This window comes from Mycoplana rhizolycopersici (assembly GCF_013378445.1).
Taxonomy (GTDB): Bacteria; Pseudomonadota; Alphaproteobacteria; order Rhizobiales; family Rhizobiaceae; genus Mycoplana; species Mycoplana rhizolycopersici.
In genome coordinates this window covers 153,546-168,494 of the sequence record NZ_JABXYK010000003.1, presented here as the reverse complement: position 1 = coordinate 168,494, position 14,949 = coordinate 153,546, and the positions used below count along the sequence as shown (strand labels likewise).

General features: G+C 63.0%; 17 protein-coding genes. 2 read left to right on the top strand and 15 right to left on the bottom strand.

Annotation, left to right across the window (positions count from 1 at the left end):
* The first annotated feature begins 28 nt into the window (after nt 1-28).
* Nucleotides 29-286, top strand: coding sequence for a BQ00720 family protein (locus HV823_RS06055; RefSeq protein ID WP_097141432.1), 258 nt, complete (start codon nt 29-31; stop codon nt 284-286).
* A gap of 60 nt (nt 287-346) precedes the next feature.
* Here the strand turns inward: HV823_RS06055 and trmB are convergent, their stop codons facing one another.
* The 15 genes from trmB to trpS form a co-directional block, all read right to left on the bottom strand.
* A complete protein-coding gene (gene trmB / locus HV823_RS06050) occupies nt 347-1,045 on the bottom strand; it encodes a tRNA (guanosine(46)-N7)-methyltransferase TrmB (RefSeq protein ID WP_176948837.1) in 699 nt (232 codons plus the stop codon).
* 83 nt (nt 1,046-1,128) lie between these two features.
* On the bottom strand, nt 1,129-2,385 hold the full coding sequence (gene metK, locus HV823_RS06045) for a methionine adenosyltransferase (RefSeq protein WP_176948836.1): 1,257 nt from the start codon (nt 2,383-2,385) through the stop codon (nt 1,129-1,131).
* 178 nt (nt 2,386-2,563) lie between these two features.
* A complete protein-coding gene (locus HV823_RS06040; RefSeq protein ID WP_097141435.1) occupies nt 2,564-2,980 on the bottom strand; it encodes a helix-turn-helix domain-containing protein in 417 nt (138 codons plus the stop codon).
* A gap of 146 nt (nt 2,981-3,126) precedes the next feature.
* Nucleotides 3,127-4,713 carry an apolipoprotein N-acyltransferase gene (lnt, locus tag HV823_RS06035; protein WP_176948835.1) on the bottom strand — a complete coding sequence of 529 codons (1,587 nt, stop codon included), beginning with the start codon at nt 4,711-4,713 and terminating at the stop codon, nt 3,127-3,129.
* Nucleotides 4,714-4,970: 257 nt separating this feature from the next.
* Nucleotides 4,971-6,128 carry a hemolysin family protein gene (locus tag HV823_RS06030; protein WP_176948834.1) on the bottom strand — a complete coding sequence of 386 codons (1,158 nt, stop codon included), beginning with the start codon at nt 6,126-6,128 and terminating at the stop codon, nt 4,971-4,973.
* A gap of 12 nt (nt 6,129-6,140) precedes the next feature.
* On the bottom strand, nt 6,141-6,644 hold the full coding sequence (gene ybeY / locus HV823_RS06025; RefSeq protein WP_176948833.1) for an rRNA maturation RNase YbeY: 504 nt from the start codon (nt 6,642-6,644) through the stop codon (nt 6,141-6,143).
* Between the two features lie 23 nt (nt 6,645-6,667).
* Nucleotides 6,668-7,723, bottom strand: coding sequence for a PhoH family protein (locus tag HV823_RS06020; protein WP_176948832.1), 1,056 nt, complete (start codon nt 7,721-7,723; stop codon nt 6,668-6,670).
* A gap of 28 nt (nt 7,724-7,751) precedes the next feature.
* Nucleotides 7,752-9,152 carry a tRNA (N6-isopentenyl adenosine(37)-C2)-methylthiotransferase MiaB gene (miaB, locus tag HV823_RS06015; RefSeq protein WP_176948831.1) on the bottom strand — a complete coding sequence of 467 codons (1,401 nt, stop codon included), beginning with the start codon at nt 9,150-9,152 and terminating at the stop codon, nt 7,752-7,754.
* A 46-nt stretch (nt 9,153-9,198) separates the two neighbouring features.
* On the bottom strand, nt 9,199-9,996 hold the full coding sequence (gene olsA, locus HV823_RS06010) for a lyso-ornithine lipid O-acyltransferase (RefSeq protein WP_176948830.1): 798 nt from the start codon (nt 9,994-9,996) through the stop codon (nt 9,199-9,201).
* 37 nt (nt 9,997-10,033) lie between these two features.
* On the bottom strand, nt 10,034-10,462 hold the full coding sequence (locus HV823_RS06005) for a Fur family transcriptional regulator (RefSeq protein ID WP_176948829.1): 429 nt from the start codon (nt 10,460-10,462) through the stop codon (nt 10,034-10,036).
* A 64-nt stretch (nt 10,463-10,526) separates the two neighbouring features.
* Nucleotides 10,527-11,018: a GNAT family N-acetyltransferase gene (locus HV823_RS06000; RefSeq protein ID WP_176948828.1), complete on the bottom strand. Its 492-nt coding sequence runs from the start codon at nt 11,016-11,018 to the stop codon at nt 10,527-10,529.
* Between the two features lie 5 nt (nt 11,019-11,023).
* The gene (tsaB, locus tag HV823_RS05995; protein WP_176948827.1) at nt 11,024-11,683 is read right to left on the bottom strand and encodes a tRNA (adenosine(37)-N6)-threonylcarbamoyltransferase complex dimerization subunit type 1 TsaB; all 660 of its coding nucleotides are present in this window, start codon (nt 11,681-11,683) and stop codon (nt 11,024-11,026) included.
* Between the two features lie 30 nt (nt 11,684-11,713).
* Nucleotides 11,714-12,283 (bottom strand): NifU family protein, encoded by a 570-nt coding sequence (locus HV823_RS05990; RefSeq protein WP_176948826.1) that lies wholly within the window; start codon nt 12,281-12,283, stop codon nt 11,714-11,716.
* Nucleotides 12,284-12,417: 134 nt separating this feature from the next.
* Complete coding sequence (locus HV823_RS05985; protein WP_176948825.1) at nt 12,418-12,909, bottom strand: universal stress protein; 492 nt, start codon at nt 12,907-12,909, stop codon at nt 12,418-12,420.
* Nucleotides 12,910-13,091: 182 nt separating this feature from the next.
* Nucleotides 13,092-14,156: a tryptophan--tRNA ligase gene (trpS, locus tag HV823_RS05980; protein WP_176948824.1), complete on the bottom strand. Its 1,065-nt coding sequence runs from the start codon at nt 14,154-14,156 to the stop codon at nt 13,092-13,094.
* Between the two features lie 293 nt (nt 14,157-14,449).
* Here trpS and HV823_RS05975 point away from each other — a divergent pair, with 293 nt between their 5' ends.
* Nucleotides 14,450-14,947, top strand: a complete 498-nt coding sequence (locus HV823_RS05975; RefSeq protein ID WP_176948823.1) for a YcbK family protein — start codon at nt 14,450-14,452, stop codon at nt 14,945-14,947.
* Nucleotides 14,948-14,949 lie beyond the last annotated feature (2 nt).

The following is a 14,949-nucleotide window of genomic DNA, read 5'->3' as shown; positions in this document are numbered from 1 at the left end:
AATCCGGCACATTGCCAGGAGGCAAACCATGGGACTGAAGACCATCTCCCCCCAAGTATCGAAGACCGACCTTGCGCATCTTGGCGCAGGCGAAGTCGGCTACATCCGCAAGATGCGCGCAGACGAAGTGTCGCGCTGCTTCCCGGAAGCGCCCGATATCGATCCCAATCTCGATCTCTGGGCTCTGTTCGGCGCTGATGGTACACCGATCCTTCTGACGGACAACCGTTCCAGCACCTTCTACAAGGCAGCCGAAGACGAGCTGCGCACCGTTAGCCTGCACTAGATCCGGAGCGCATCACGCTCCGCCGCCTCCCCCGCTCGGGAGAAGGGCCGGATGTCGCGATCAAACCCGGCGGAAGGTGAGATAGGCCGAACTGCGGCCCTCGCGCCGGGCCTTGGCTTCATAGCGCGTGCCCGGCCAGCCGGAAAAGGGCGTCAACCAGTCGGACGCATTCCCGGCCGTCCATTCGAAGGCCGGGTGGGCGGCACAATGAAGCAGCGTCCAGTTGACGTAGGTGTCGATATCGGACGCGAAGCAGAAATGTCCGCCGGGCTTCAGCACGCGCGCGAAGCGGTCGAGATTGACGGCCGAGACAAACCGGCGCTTCCAATGCTTCCGCTTCGGCCAGGGGTCGGGATAGAGCAGGTCGATCTGGTCCAGCGAAGCTTCCGGCAACCAATCCAGAACCTCCGTCGCATCGTCGTCATAGACGCGCACGTTCTTCAAGCCGAGTTCGCCCACGCGCGACAGGAGCTTCGCCATGGAATTGACGAACGGTTCCACGCCGATGAAACCCGTCGTCGGGTTTTCCTGCGCGCGGTGAACAAGATGCTCGCCGCCGCCAAATCCGATCTCCAGCCGCAAACGTTCAACAGGCTCTGGAAACAGGTCCGGCAGCCGCAGCACCGGCGTTTCGATGTCGAGCTTGAGAGCAGGCAGCAGCGTCGCCATGCCTTCCGCCTGCCGCTCGCGCAGCGGCTTTCCCTTGCGGCGGCCGAAGAAGGCTTCGGTGGCGCGGGTCGGATGCGGCTGTTCTGTCATGGGCTCCATCTCTCACGATAAAAGCGGGCGTCTCCTGGGAGGCACCCGCTTTACAGTGTTCACAAGCGATCCGTAAAGACCGATCAGGCGGCCTTCAGCGTCTCTGACCTCAATGCATCCTTGAGCGGCTTGACGAGATCGAGCTTCTCCCAGGAGAACGAGCCGTCGCGCCCGGCCTTGCGACCGAAGTGGCCGTAGGCTGCCGTCTTGGAGTAGATCGGCTTGTTCAGGTCGAGGTGGCGGCGGATACCGGAGGGCGACAGGTCCATGACGGTGCGGATCGCAGCCTCGACCTGGTCTTCCGTCACCTTGCCCGTGCCGTGCAGGTCGACATAGACCGACAGCGGCTGGGCGACGCCGATGGCATAGGACAGCTGGATCGTGCAACGATCGGCAAGCCCGGTAGCAACGACGTTCTTGGCGAGGTAGCGCGCAGCATAGGCGGCCGAACGGTCGACCTTTGTCGTGTCCTTGCCGGAGAAGGCGCCACCGCCATGCGGAGCAGCGCCACCGTAGGTGTCGACGATGATCTTGCGTCCGGTCAGGCCCGCATCACCATCCGGTCCGCCGATGACGAACTTGCCGGTGGGGTTGATGTACCACTTGCAGTCCGCTCCGATCTTGATGTCGTGCAGGGCTTCGCGGATGTAGGGCTCGACGACTTCGCGAACCTTCGTCGAATCCCAGCTGTCATCCAGGTGCTGGGTCGACAGCACGATCGAGGCGACCTCGTACGGCTTGCCGTCAACGTACTTCACCGTCACTTGGCTCTTTGCATCGGGGCCAAGCTTGGCGACATCGCCGTCGCCCTTCTTGCGCGCCTCTGCCAGAAGCTGGAGGATGCGGTGGGAATAATAGATCGGAGCCGGCATCAGTTCCGCCGTCTCGCGGCAGGCGTAGCCGAACATGATGCCCTGGTCGCCGGCGCCCTCGTCGCCCTGCTGGTCGGCAGCGCTATCGACGCCCTGGGCGATATCGGCGGACTGGGCATGCAGAAGCACGTCGATCTTGGCGCTCTTCCAGTGGAAGCCGCTCTGCTCGTAACCGATATCACGGATCGCCTTGCGGGCGGCGGCCTTGAACTTGGAGGGGTTGATGACGTCGTTGCCGTCCTTGTCCTTCTTGAGCAGGCTGGGCGGCAGGCGCACCTCGCCGGCGATCACGACCCGGTTGGTCGTCGCCAGGGTCTCGCAGGCAATTCGGACGGTCCACGGATCGAAATTCGTCTTGTTGGCCTCACGATAGACCAGGTCGACGATCTCGTCGGAAATCCGGTCGCAGACCTTGTCGGGATGCCCCTCGGCCACGGATTCGCTGGTGAAGAGATAGTTGCTGCGCATACGGGATTCCCCTCAATGAAGACGCTTCCGTATTAGTCAGTTCAGAGCGGAAAAACAAGCGCAGAACGACATAAACATATCTTTATGTCTAATTATTCCGTTCTAGGCGGCACAAAAGAAAAACGGCTCCAAAAGGAGCCGCTTTCTTGCGCAAGATTTTCAACGCAAGGCGAGGTGGCTATTCCACTTCCGCCTCGGCGGCGAGCGCCTTGACGAGATCCACCAGCTTGCGGCGGACCTTCGGATCGGCGATCTTGACGAAGGCGCGGTTCAACTGCAGCCCCTCGGACGAGGAGAGGAAATCGACCACGTAGTTTGAGCTGGACGCTTCCGCCATACCGGACTGGCCGGCGGTATTTTCGCCCGGGGCATCTTCGAAGAAGAACGAAACCGGCACGTTGAGTATGCTGGAAATGTTCTGCAGACGGCTTGCGCCGACTCGGTTCGTGCCTTTCTCGTATTTCTGGATCTGCTGGAAGGTGATCCCCAAATTTTCGCCCAATTTTTCCTGGCTCATACCGAGCATGGTTCGGCGAAGGCGGATCCGGCTACCGACATGGATGTCGATCGGGTTCGGCTTCTTCTTGTTTTCCATCGTTACTTTGTCCTAACGCGCGCAATGGCTTTTGCTACCCGGCATCGATCATAAGCACTAACGTCACGTTGCAACCGAAATAGTTCGGATTTGATAGTAGGCAAGGATGCCGGCAACTGCCACTATGCAATTTTAGGGGTTTTCGGTCAATTCGCACGCCGGATAAAACCATTGCGTGAAATAGCCCCTATTCCAAAAAAGATTGCAACTAACGCCCAAAACCTTAGGTTTTGTGACATATTGTCATGAAACGCAGCGTTTTTTCCCGGCATGGTTGCATCTACAAATCCACTTGCATCATAAGGGAGCCCTAATACGATACGCCCCTTCGCATCCACAACCGCGGAGATCCCGGTATTCGCGGCGCGGATCAGCGGCAGACCCGTCTCTACCGCGCGGACCTGCGCCTGATGGAAATGCTGCCTTGGCCCCGGCGTGTCGCCGAACCATGCATCGTTGGTGACGTTCAAGAGCGCGTCGGTCGAGAAAGCGGCGGGCGCAATCTCATAAGGGAAGATCGCTTCGTAGCAGATCAGTGGATAGAAAGACTGCCCGGAAGGCAGCTTCAGCACCTCGTGCGAGCGCGCGGCCGAGAAGCCGCCCGGAAGCGACGCGACCGCGGCGACACCCCAGGAGTTCATCAGGTCCTCGAACGGCATATACTCGCCGAACGGCACAAGATGGACCTTGTCGGCAGCGCCGAGGATCTGGCCCTTTCCGTCGATCGCATAGATTGAATTGTAGTAACGGGGCTCCCGACCCGCCCCCGCATCTTCCGTCCTCACGGCGCCGGCGATCAGCACCTGATCGTCGTCCAGAACCTCGGCGATGCGCGAGAGCGCATCGGGATTGTCGGTGAGGATGAAAGGTATGGACGTCTCCGGCCAGACGATGACATCCGGCCGCTTCTCTCCTGAAGGGGGTGCTGCGCTGAGCGCGAGATGCTTCTCGAAAATCGCCGTGCGATTGGCATCGTCCCATTTCGTCGCCTGGTCGATTGAAGGTTGTACCAGGCGGACGGTCACGCCGGTGTCGGCAGCCTCGGGAAGGATCCGCAAAGCGTAGAAGCCGTAGCCCACCTGCAACGCCAGAATGAAAGCGGCCAGCGAAAGGCCGAGCCGCTTGCCGCGCCCTGTCCACAACAAAGCGGGAGCTGCGAACACAAAAACCGCAAGCACGTTCATCCCGAGCACGCCGACGATGCGCACCGGCTGCATCATCAGCGGTATCGGCATGGCCCCATAGGCCACCGCGTTCCAGGGAAAGCCGGTAAACAGGACCGAGCGCAGCCATTCGGCAATGCCAAATGCCGCGGCCAGCATGAACAGTCGCCCGACGCCATCAGACCAGAACAGGCGCGCCAGCGCGGCGGCAAAGCCATAATACAGCGCCAGGACGGCCGGGAGGCCGAGGACGGCCAATGGCAGCGCCCACGCATACTCGTCGGCATCGACCAGCATCGCATTTCCAAGCCACCAGAGGCTGCCGGCGAAATAACCGAAGCCGAAACACCAGCCGATGCGGAAGGCCGGCGCCAGGCGGCGCAGGAAGCCGGCATCCGGATCGCCGCTTGCACCGTCGATCAGCCAGGTCAGAAGCGTGAAAGACACGAACAGCGCCGCGAAGAAACCGTAAGGCTGCAGTGCCAACACCCCGAAAAGCCCGGCGACGAAGGCCGTCAGCGCACGCGCCCAGCCGGACAAAAGCATAACCCTGCCTGCCAGTCGCCCCATTGCGTCCCTCTCGAACCCGACCGCGAATCAGCGCGGCAAGTCTTCCAAAATTCGCACCGCTTGTCGCGCGGCGTCGGAAGACTGGCAAGAGGGCACGCGCGGAGGCGAGAAGGCCCGCTTCGAGAGCGCACAAGAGGGATAACCACACCGGGCACCGATGCGGGGTCGCGACAGCAGGATCATGCATGACCCTGCTGTGCCAATCGGTCGTCAAGTCCCGGTATCATGCCATGCGGCAGCCGCGACCTGAGTGCCGATCAGGCGTTTCCCTTCGTCTCGTCGTTCTCGGCCAGAACCGGGTATTGCGCAGCCGGCGGCGCCTCGCCTTCCGCCTTGTGCGGACGACGTCGCGGCGCCGACGGGCGCTTGCGGGTGATGCGCACCCGCTTGACGCGCCTTGGATCGGCATCAAGGACGTGAAATTCGAAGCCCGGCAGAGCCTGGACGACCTCGCCGCGTACCGGAATGCGGCCAAGCGAGCCAAAGATCAGCCCGCCCAGCGTATCGACGTCCTCGAGCTGCTCGCGAACGTCGAAGTCCCTGCCGATCGTTCCGGCTATCTCCTCCAGCTCGGCGCGCGCATCGGCGATGAACACGTCGTCGGAAACGCGCGTGATCATCGCCTGATCGTCGTCGTGCTCGTCCTCGATGTTGCCGACGACCATCTCGACGATATCCTCCAGCGAGGCAAGGCCGTCGGTGCCGCCATATTCGTCGATCACCAGCGCCATCTGGGTGCGGGCGGCCTGCATGCGGCCCATCAGGTCGGAGGCGAGCATCGACGGGGGGACGAACAGGACCGGCCGGATGATACCCGCCTCAGCCAAGGTCTTGCCGAGATCGACGCGGGCAAGATCGAATTCGGCCTTCGGCGCCTTGACCGGCTTGTCGCCCGTCTGGGCGGCCGGAGAACCGTTTGCCGCCTTCGCGCCATTGCGTCTCTTGTTGCGCGCCTGCTTGGTCACGTAGGCCAGCAGATCGCGGATGTGCACCATGCCACGGGGATCATCGAGGCTGTCGTAGTAGACGGGCATGCGCGAATGGCCCGATTCCTCGAAGATCATCATCAGTTCACCGATGGTGATGTCCTGTTCGACGGCCTCGATGTCGGCACGCGGGACCATGACGTCCTCGACGCGCACTTCGCGGAAACGAAGAATGTTGTGGAGCATCGCCCGTTCCTCGGGCGAGAAGGCGGCATCGCCTTCCGGGTCGGACGTCTTCAGCGCTTCTGCAAGATCATGGCGGAGGCTTGAAGCATCGGGGCTTCTGAAGAAGCGCATCGCGCGCGACCAGAAATTCCGTGCCGGATTGGCTTGCGGCTCCGGCCTGGGCGTACTGCCCCCGTCGTCCTGTTCCGAGGCATCCGCCTCGTTCGCTTCAGCCGAAAGCGGCTGTGATTTAAATTCGCTCATTGTTCCAAACTGTCAAACCGGGTCATCCCCGTAGGGGTCAGATAGGCCAAGCTCGCTCAAAATGCGAGTCTCCAGCCCCTCCATTTCTTCGGCCTCGTCGGTTTCCATATGATCATAACCGAAGAGGTGCAGAAATCCATGCACCAAAAGATGCGTCAGGTGATCGTCGAAAGGCTTGCCCAGTTCGGCTGCCTCGCGGGCCAGCGTCTCGTGCGCCATGATGATGTCGCCCAGCATCGGTCCGGGCATGTCGCCGGGTTCCACCGGAAAGGCCGGAAAGGACAGGACATTGGTCGGCTTGTCCTGCCCGCGCCATTCGGCGTTGACGGCCCTGATTGAGGGGTCGTCGGTAAAGACCAGCGACAATTCCGGCGGCGCCGCCGGAAAGGGCTGCCCCTCCTCCCGCACAAGATATCGCGCCGCTGTGCCGATTACACGCTCGCTCAGGGAAAGAAGCGCCTCTTCGTCGGGCCAGGGGCCTTCCTCGACGCTGATCTGGATTTCGATTTCGCTCATCGCTCCGTCGGCAATGGACCGCCTCAGCGGTCCATGTGCTCGCTTTCGTCCTGCACGGCGGTCTGGGATTCGTAGGCGCGAACGATGCGGGCCACCATCGGGTGGCGCACGACGTCGGCATCCTTGAAGCGCACCACCGACACGCCCTCGACCCCGCGCAGGATCTGCAGCGCCTCGACGAGGCCGGACTTCATGCCGCGCGGCAGGTCGATCTGGCTCGGGTCGCCAGTGACGATCATGCGGCCGTTCTCGCCGAGACGGGTCAGGAACATCTTCATCTGCATCGATGTCGTGTTCTGGGCCTCGTCGAGGATGACGGCGGCGTTCGCGAGCGTCCGGCCGCGCATGAAGGCGAGCGGGGCGATCTCGATGACGCCGGCGGTGATCGCGCGCTCGACCTTGTCGCCCGGCATCATGTCGTAGAGCGCATCGTAGAGCGGCCGCAAATAGGGATCGACCTTCTCCTTCATGTCGCCCGGCAGGAAGCCCAGCCGCTCGCCAGCCTCGACAGCGGGCCGCGACAGCACGATGCGGTCGACCGCGCCGCGCTCCAGGAGCTGGGCGGCATAGGCGACGGCGAGATAGGTCTTGCCGGTACCGGCAGGTCCGACGCCGAAGACAAGCTCGGAGCGTTCGAGCGCGCGGATATAAGCATCCTGCATCGGCGTGCGCGCTGCAATCGTCTTCTTGCGTGTGGAAATCTGCGCCATGGTCAGCTTGGCCTTGCGCTCCATGGTCGGCAGCAGCAGCTGGTCGTCGGCGGCAACCGCCATGCGGATCGCGCCCTCGACGTCGGAGAGATCCACCGAACCGCCGCTTTGCAGACGCCCGTAGAGATAGTCGAGCGCGCGGCGGGCCTGGTTGGTCGCCACCACGTCGCCGGTGATCGCCACCGAATTGCCCCGCGGGCGGGCATCGATCTGCAGCCGCTGTTCCAGAAGCTTCAGGTTCTGGTCGAATTGGCCGAACAGCTCGCTGGCGTATCGGTTGTTTTCGAAGGTGAGCACGAAGTGATTTGCGTCTGTCGCAGGTGGTTTCGACTGGCGCGGCGATGTCGTCATCAATTCGTGTCCGTTCAAGCGGCAACGCTCCCTTGCTGGCCGCCCGTCAACCAATCGCCTCGGCGAAAAGGCTGTTCGGGCCGGCACCGGTGATTCGCACCCTTATAATGTCACCGATTTCGGAGCCGTTTGCATCAACATTAACAGGGTGCAGCCAAGGGGATCGTCCGACCAGCTGCCCGGGCATGCGGCCCGGCTTTTCCAGCAGAAGTTCGATCTCCTTGCCAACGCACCCTGCAGCGAAAGCCGTCTGCTGTTGGAACAGCAGCGCCTGCAGCCTTTCAAGGCGCTCGGACTTTACACCTTCGGGCACGTGTCCGTCCATCTCCGCACCGGGCGTGCCCGGACGGATGGAGTACTTGAAGGAAAACGCCTGCGCATAGCCGACCTTGCGGACGAGCTCCATCGTGTCCTCGAAATCCTGATCGGTCTCGCCGGGAAAGCCGACGATGAAGTCGCCTGAGATGGCGAGATCGGGCTGTACGGCGCGGATGCGCTCGATCAGGGCGACGTATTCGGCGGCCGTATGGCGCCGGTTCATCGCCTTCAGGATGCGGTCGGAGCCGGACTGCACCGGCAGGTGCAGGTAGGGCATCAGCTTCGGCAGGTCGCGATGGGCGGCGATCAGCGCCTCGTCCATGTCGCGCGGATGGCTGGTGGTGTAGCGGATGCGCGCCAACCCCTCGATCTCCGAAAGCCGGGCAAGCAGCGCGCCGAGACCCAACGCCCTGCCGTCGACGCCATCGCCGTGCCAGGCATTGACGTTTTGGCCAAGCAGCGTGATCTCGCGCACGCCGGCGTCCACCAGACGTTCGGCCTCGGCCACGATCTGCGCAAGCGGCCGGGAGACTTCGGAGCCGCGGGTGTAGGGCACCACGCAGAAGGTGCAGAATTTGTCGCAGCCTTCCTGCACCGTCAGGAATGCCGCGACGCCGCGGGCGCGCGTCTGCGCCTTCTTCGGTGCCGGAAGATGCTCGAACTTGTCCTCGATCGCGTAATCCGTGTCGACCACGCGCTCGCCGGCCTTGGCGCGTTTCAGTGCGTCGGGAAGGCGATGATAGGTCTGCGGTCCGATGACGAGGTCCACCGCTGGCGCCCGACGAAGGATCTCGCTGCCTTCCGCCTGGGCGACGCAGCCGGTGACGCCGATGACGAACTCGCGCCCGTCCTTGGCTCGCGCCTTCTTCATGTCGCGCAGGCGGCCGAGCTCCGAATAGACCTTCTCCGCCGCCTTCTCGCGGATATGACAGGTATTGAGAAGCACGAGATCTGCGTCTTCCAGCGTCGTGGTCGCCTCGTATCCGTCCTTCGACAGCGCGTCGGTCATGCGCTCGCTGTCATAGACGTTCATCTGACAGCCGTAGGTCTTGACGAACACCTTGCGGGTGTTGCGCGCAGCCGGAGCGGCCTGCCCTACCGTTTCGCTTGTGGAAATCTGTTCGCTCATGCCGGCTCTTTAGTGGAAAACGGCCCGGGAATGAAGCCCCACGCCCTCAATCTATCCTTCGCCCGCGCAGGCGGTCGCCCAGCATCGTGCGAATGCGCGTCTCGACCGCGCGGCTGAGCGCCTTGCGGTTGCTGCCCACATCGTAGGGGATCATCTCGCCGAAATCGACATCAACCTCGAAGGCGCCTTCGCGGAGGATGCCAAGCAGGTGCGGCAGCATCTCGATGTCGCCGGGCCAGGCGGCGATCGGACGGTGGTAGCGCCCCATCGGCATGCCGTGAATGCCGGTATAGGCAATAGAGACGGGCTGCACGTGAACGATCCCGCCCGGCACCTGTGCCGCCGCACTCGCCGCGGCACCAAAAAGCGAGGTCTTGACCTGCAGCAGCCTGTTGCCGTCCGAGGTCGTTCCTTCCGGAAAGAGGACGACGATCTCGCCGGCGGCCATCCGCGCTGCGATCTCGTCCACCTGCTCGCCCGTCTTCCGCTTCTCCTCGCGTACGACGAAGATCGTCGCCTGCAGGCGGGCGAGAATGCCGAAGACCGGCCAGTCCCGCACATCAGACTTGGCGATGTAGACGACGTCGGCGACCGAGCCGAGCACGAGAATGTCCTTCCAGGACGCATGATTGACCGCCAGCATCAGCGGCCTGCGCTTCTCCAGCGTGCCGTGCACGCGCACCTTCAGGCCGAGTAGGCGGCAGGCCGCGCGATGCCAGAGCCGCGGGATGCGGCGGCGAAGCTTCAGGTCCAGCCAGAGGCCGACCAACTGCGCCGGCAACAGGATCAGCGTAACCACCGCCAGGCCGAGCAGCACGAGCGTGACGCGGAGCTTGACTATCAAGCGGAACCTGCGAGCAGGCGGCCGTCGGACGGCCGGCCTACTCGTCTTCCTTCTTCAGTGGAACGCCATAGAGCTCCAGCCGGTGATCGACGAGCTTGAACCCGTGTTCGCGGGCGATCTTCTCCTGCAACGCTTCGATTTCAGGCGAGTGGAACTCGATCACCGTGCCGTTTTTCAAGTCGATCAGGTGATCGTGATGCTCTTCCGGAACGGTTTCGTAGCGCGAGCGGCCATCGCGGAAATCGTGGCGCTCGATGATCCCGGCGTCCTCGAACAGCTTCACCGTGCGATAGACCGTAGAAATGGAGATGCGCGGATCGACCTCGGCGGAGCGCCGGTAGAGCTCCTCGACGTCCGGGTGGTCGGCGGAGCTCTCCAGCACGCGGGCGATCACGCGGCGCTGCTCGGTCATGCGCATGCCGCGCTCGACGCAAAGCTCTTCCAGCGTTTTTTCGACCTGCCCCATCTCGCGCCGGCTCCCTTGTCTCGCATGTCCGGGAACGCACCGATGCGTATCCCGTTCATCGGGACTAGCGAAGATCGCGCCGCATGACAAGCGCCGTGGAGCGTCCGCCGACAGTCTCATAGTAGGCCCTGCGCTCGCCCACCTTGGCAAAACCAAGCTTCTCGTACAGCCGGAGTGCTGCCAGGTTGCCCTCGTCGACTTCCAGGAATATTTCATCGGCGCCGCGCATGCGGGCCTCGCGCAAGGCCGCCTGCATCAGCCGCCAGCCAAGGCCTGATCGCTCGAAGCGCGTATCGACGCCAATGGTGAGAATCTCGGCCTCGCCCGCCGCCGCACGGGCCAGCACGAAACCACCGGCGGGGCGGCCCGAAACATTCATCTGCCAGGCCACGAAGCCAAAGACGGTTTCCTGTGACAACAGCGAATGAAACTCGCCGTCGCTCCAGGCGCGCGCGAACCGTGCCTTGTGCAGACTCGCCAGAACGCCGCGATCCCCCGATTCGATCGGGAAGATTTCGAATTCGGGCTTGCGGATGAAGAAATCGGTCAACGACACGGAATTCAGGCCCTCGCAATGGCAAATCCGGCCTGGGGTTTCGCGTCCGGGCCGCGCAGGTAAAGGGGTTTCGGCCTGTCGGCCCGGGGATCGGCTAGCACACCGAGGCGGGCCACCGCGTCAATGGCGACCGCAGCGCCTGCGCCGCCCTCATCGCCCGCACCGAGAAGGACCGAGGCCGAACCAACGATTGCGCCGCCTGCCGCATGGGCGGCAGCCTTCGCTTCATCCAGCGACAGCACGGCCGCCTCGCCGATCGGCGCACCGTCTGCGGAAAACGCCTGGCAGTAGGCCTCGCCGCGCTTTGCATCCATGGCCACGAAGACGGGAGAGGTCGGGCGGCCCTGCCGATATCCAGCCGCGATCGCCGCCAGAGTCGAGATGCCGACCGAAGGGACGCCGAGCGCAAGCGACAGCCCGCGCGCGGCGGCGACGCCGACGCGGATGCCCGTGAACGAGCCTGGACCGACGGTGACGGCAATGCGATCGACGGCCCCCATCTCGATGCCGGCATTTGCCAGGGCCTGGTCGATGAAGTCCATCAACCGCTCGGCATGGCCGCGGCCGATATCCTCGCCGGCCATGCCGAGCGTGACGTCGCCTGCACTGTCATGGATAGCCGCGAAGCAGCCGCTGCCGGACGTATCGATGGCCAGCAGGATCATCGTGGGCACCCGCATGAGGGGTGCCGGTCTTTACATGACGGCTTCAACTTCCTGAACTTCCGGTACGAAATGGCGCAGCAGGTTCTGCACGCCGTGCTTCAGCGTGGCGGTGGAGGACGGGCAACCCGAGCAGGCGCCCTTCATGTTGAGATAGACGCGGCCGTCGCGGTAGCCCTTGAAGGTGATATCGCCGCCATCCTGGGCGACTGCGGGACGAACGCGGGTCGCCAACAGTTCCTTGATCGTCGCAACGATCGCCTCATCACCCTCGTCGTAGAACTCGCCTTCGTCGCTCTCCTCGCCGCCGAGCGCACCGCCCGCCATGATCGGCTGGCCGGACATGAAGTGTTCCATGATGTTGCCGAGGATCGCCGGCTTGAGGTGCTGCCAGTCGGCATTGTCCTTGGTCACGGTGATGAAATCGTAGCCGAAGAAGACGCCGGTGACGCCGGGAACGGTGAACAGGCGTGCGGCCAAGGGAGAAGCGGCCTGGGCTTCGGTTGCGTCGCGGAATTCCGCCGTGCCCTCTTCCAGCACGATCTTTCCGGGCAGGAACTTCAGGGTTGCCGGGTTCGGCGTCGTTTCCGTCTGAATGAACATTGTCTCGTCTCCGTGCCGTCGGGTTCAAGGCTCCGCGGCCAACTGTTTAGAACTATTCAAAAGAAAATAGGCGTTTCCGGCTTCCGCATCAAGCCGCTGGTGCAGGATAATGAAGGGCCGTTGCACGATACCGTTCAGCTTAGCGCGTCGATCTCCTCGTCGCTGAGGTTTTCCGGGATGACGGTTACGGGAATCGGAAAGGCCGCCCCGCGCCCGCCGATCGACGAGACGAGCGGTCCGGGTCCCTCCTTTGCCGAACCGGCCGCCAGCACCAGGATCGCAATGTCCCGGTCGTCCTCGATCTGCGCATTGATCTGCTCGGACGCGATGCCCTCGCGGATCACGATCTCGGGTTCGATGCCGAGCGTTTCTCGTACGCTCTGCGCCGCCTTGGCGACGACTGCCTCTGCTTCCTCGCGCGCCTCCGCACGCATGATCTCCTCGACGCCGAGCCATTCGCGGAAATCGCCCGCCGGGATGATGTAGAGCAGGACGACGCCGCCATTCGAATTCTTCGCGCGCGCCGCGGCATAATGAGTGGCACGCTGGCATTCGGGCGTTTCGTCGACGATCGCCAGGAACTTGCGGCGATGCCCCTCCAGACGTGACAGTCGTGTCGATACCATTACTCACTCGCTTTCGCCATGTTTCCGCCACAGCTTATACCAAATCCCGGCAATGGGAATTAGTCAGGGCGAATGTCGCAGCGCATCACGTCCGCCTGTGCGGCCTGTCGCGACTGATCGTCCTCCCGCCGGGGGACGATCAAGCATAGTGCCGGCCGACGCGCGCAGGCGCCAACCCGTCCTTACCGAAGGAAGCCGATGATGTCTGCGACCTCGGCCATCGTCTTTTCAGCACGCGCGCGTGCCCGCTCGCCACCCTTGCGCAGGATCGCGTCGATGTGGGCGGTATCGTCCATCAGGCGGCGCATCTCCGTCGTGACCGGCGAGAGCACACTGACGGCCAGATCGATGAGGGCGGGCTTGAAGGCGGAGAACTGCTGGCCGCCGAACTGCGCCAGAACGTTGGCCTTGGAGGTGTCGGCGAGTGCGGCATAAATGCCGACGAGATTGTCGGCTTCCGGCCGGCCTTTCAGCCCCTCGGTCTCGCTCGGCAGAGCATCCGGATCGGTCTTGGCCTTGCGGATCTTCTTCGAGATCGCCTCGGCATCATCCATAAGATTGATGCGGGAGAGATCGGACGGGTCGGACTTCGACATTTTCTTCGTGCCGTCGCGCAGAGACATGACGCGCGGGGCCGGACCCTCGATCATCGGCTCGACCATCGGGAAATAGGCGTGCACCGGCTCCTCGCCGACGACGATATCGACGCCGGTACCGGTGGCGCGGATCTTCTCCTTGAAGTCGAGATTGAACTTCATGGCGATGTCGCGGGCGAGCTCCAGATGCTGCTTCTGGTCGTCGCCGACCGGCACATGAGTGGCGCGGTAGACGAGGATATCCGCCGCCATCAGGCTCGGATAGGCCAGCAGACCAAGCGAGGCGTTCTCGCGGTCCTTGCCGGCCTTGTCCTTGAACTGGGTCATGCGGTTCATCCAGCCGATGCGGGCGACACAATTGAATACCCAGGCGAGTTCCGCATGCTGCGGCACCGCCGACTGATTGAAAACAATGTGCTTTTCAGGATCGATGCCCGAGGCGATGAAGGCGGCGGCGATCGAGCGGATCTGACCGATCAGATCCTCGTGAACGAGTTGCGCGGTGATCGAATGCAGGTCAACGACGCAGTAGATGCAGTCGTTGCTTTCCTGCAGGGCCACGAACTTGCGGATGGCGCCGAGATAGTTTCCGAGATGGAGGTTGCCCGTCGGCTGGACGCCGGAAAAGACGAGCGGCTTGAACGCGGTCATGATGTCCTCGTGAGGCTGGTGGAGGGCCCAAGCAGCGGTCGCTGCAACTGGTTCACGCCGGCGCTTATGCACGTGGGCCACGGCACAATCAAGGGTCGGAATTCCCCACCGGCATGGGCAGCGCCACCGCGATAAGTGGCGACAAGATCCAGCATCGCCCGCATACCTATTAAGCAGTATCTAATATTAGCAATAAAATCCTCACAAAAGCCTATTTTAGGATTTCAGTTCCCTGAGGGGGGTGGTGGCTACCCGATCAGCATTGCTGACCGGTCCGATCAGGGAGAGGTATCATGCGGAAAGCATGCTCCATGCTGCTGGCTGGCCTGTTCGCACTCTCGACGCTCGTGACGATCGATGATGCGCAGGCCGACGACGAAAAGAAGCTGAATTTTAAGAAGGACAAGACGCGGATCACACTGGCCTATGCGACGCAGACGTCGAAGGTACGACACGGCTGCTTTCCGGGCCGGCTGCACGCGGTCCTCGCACACATTGGCGCCCAGACCGGTCGGCGCCCGCTCGTCACCTCGGGGCATCGCTCGGGTGGTCGCCGCGGCTCGTACCACCGAAAATGCATGGCAGCCGACATCAGGGTGCCGGGCATCTCGGTGAGCCGGATCGTCGCTGCGGCGAAGACGGCTCCGGGCATTGGCGGTATCGGCACCTATTGCAATGGCATCGTCCACGTCGACGTGGGGCCGAAGCGGCGGTGGAACTATTGCAGCGGTCGCGGACGGGGCCTTGCACGCCTGCAAAAGGCAAAGTCGAAAGTGGTGGCAATGCGCTGACT

What these genes read in the sequence shown, in the direction of transcription:
- HV823_RS06055 (WP_097141432.1), top strand. Translation starts at nt 29, where the DNA reads ATGGGACTGAAGACCATCTCCCCCCAAGTATCGAAGACCGACCTTGCG.
- trmB (WP_176948837.1), bottom strand. Translation starts at nt 1,045, where the DNA reads ATGACAGAACAGCCGCATCCGACCCGCGCCACCGAAGCCTTCTTCGGC.
- metK (WP_176948836.1), bottom strand. Translation starts at nt 2,385, where the DNA reads ATGCGCAGCAACTATCTCTTCACCAGCGAATCCGTGGCCGAGGGGCAT.
- HV823_RS06040 (WP_097141435.1), bottom strand. Translation starts at nt 2,980, where the DNA reads ATGGAAAACAAGAAGAAGCCGAACCCGATCGACATCCATGTCGGTAGC.
- lnt (WP_176948835.1), bottom strand. Translation starts at nt 4,713, where the DNA reads ATGGGGCGACTGGCAGGCAGGGTTATGCTTTTGTCCGGCTGGGCGCGT.
- HV823_RS06030 (WP_176948834.1), bottom strand. Translation starts at nt 6,128, where the DNA reads ATGAGCGAATTTAAATCACAGCCGCTTTCGGCTGAAGCGAACGAGGCG.
- ybeY (WP_176948833.1), bottom strand. Translation starts at nt 6,644, where the DNA reads ATGAGCGAAATCGAAATCCAGATCAGCGTCGAGGAAGGCCCCTGGCCC.
- miaB (WP_176948831.1), bottom strand. Translation starts at nt 9,152, where the DNA reads ATGAGCGAACAGATTTCCACAAGCGAAACGGTAGGGCAGGCCGCTCCG.
- HV823_RS06005 (WP_176948829.1), bottom strand. Translation starts at nt 10,462, where the DNA reads ATGGGGCAGGTCGAAAAAACGCTGGAAGAGCTTTGCGTCGAGCGCGGC.
- tsaB (WP_176948827.1), bottom strand. Translation starts at nt 11,683, where the DNA reads ATGATCCTGCTGGCCATCGATACGTCCGGCAGCGGCTGCTTCGCGGCT.
- HV823_RS05990 (WP_176948826.1), bottom strand. Translation starts at nt 12,283, where the DNA reads ATGTTCATTCAGACGGAAACGACGCCGAACCCGGCAACCCTGAAGTTC.
- HV823_RS05985 (WP_176948825.1), bottom strand. Translation starts at nt 12,909, where the DNA reads ATGGTATCGACACGACTGTCACGTCTGGAGGGGCATCGCCGCAAGTTC.
- trpS (WP_176948824.1), bottom strand. Translation starts at nt 14,156, where the DNA reads ATGACCGCGTTCAAGCCGCTCGTCTTTTCCGGCGTCCAGCCGACGGGC.
- HV823_RS05975 (WP_176948823.1), top strand. Translation starts at nt 14,450, where the DNA reads ATGCGGAAAGCATGCTCCATGCTGCTGGCTGGCCTGTTCGCACTCTCG.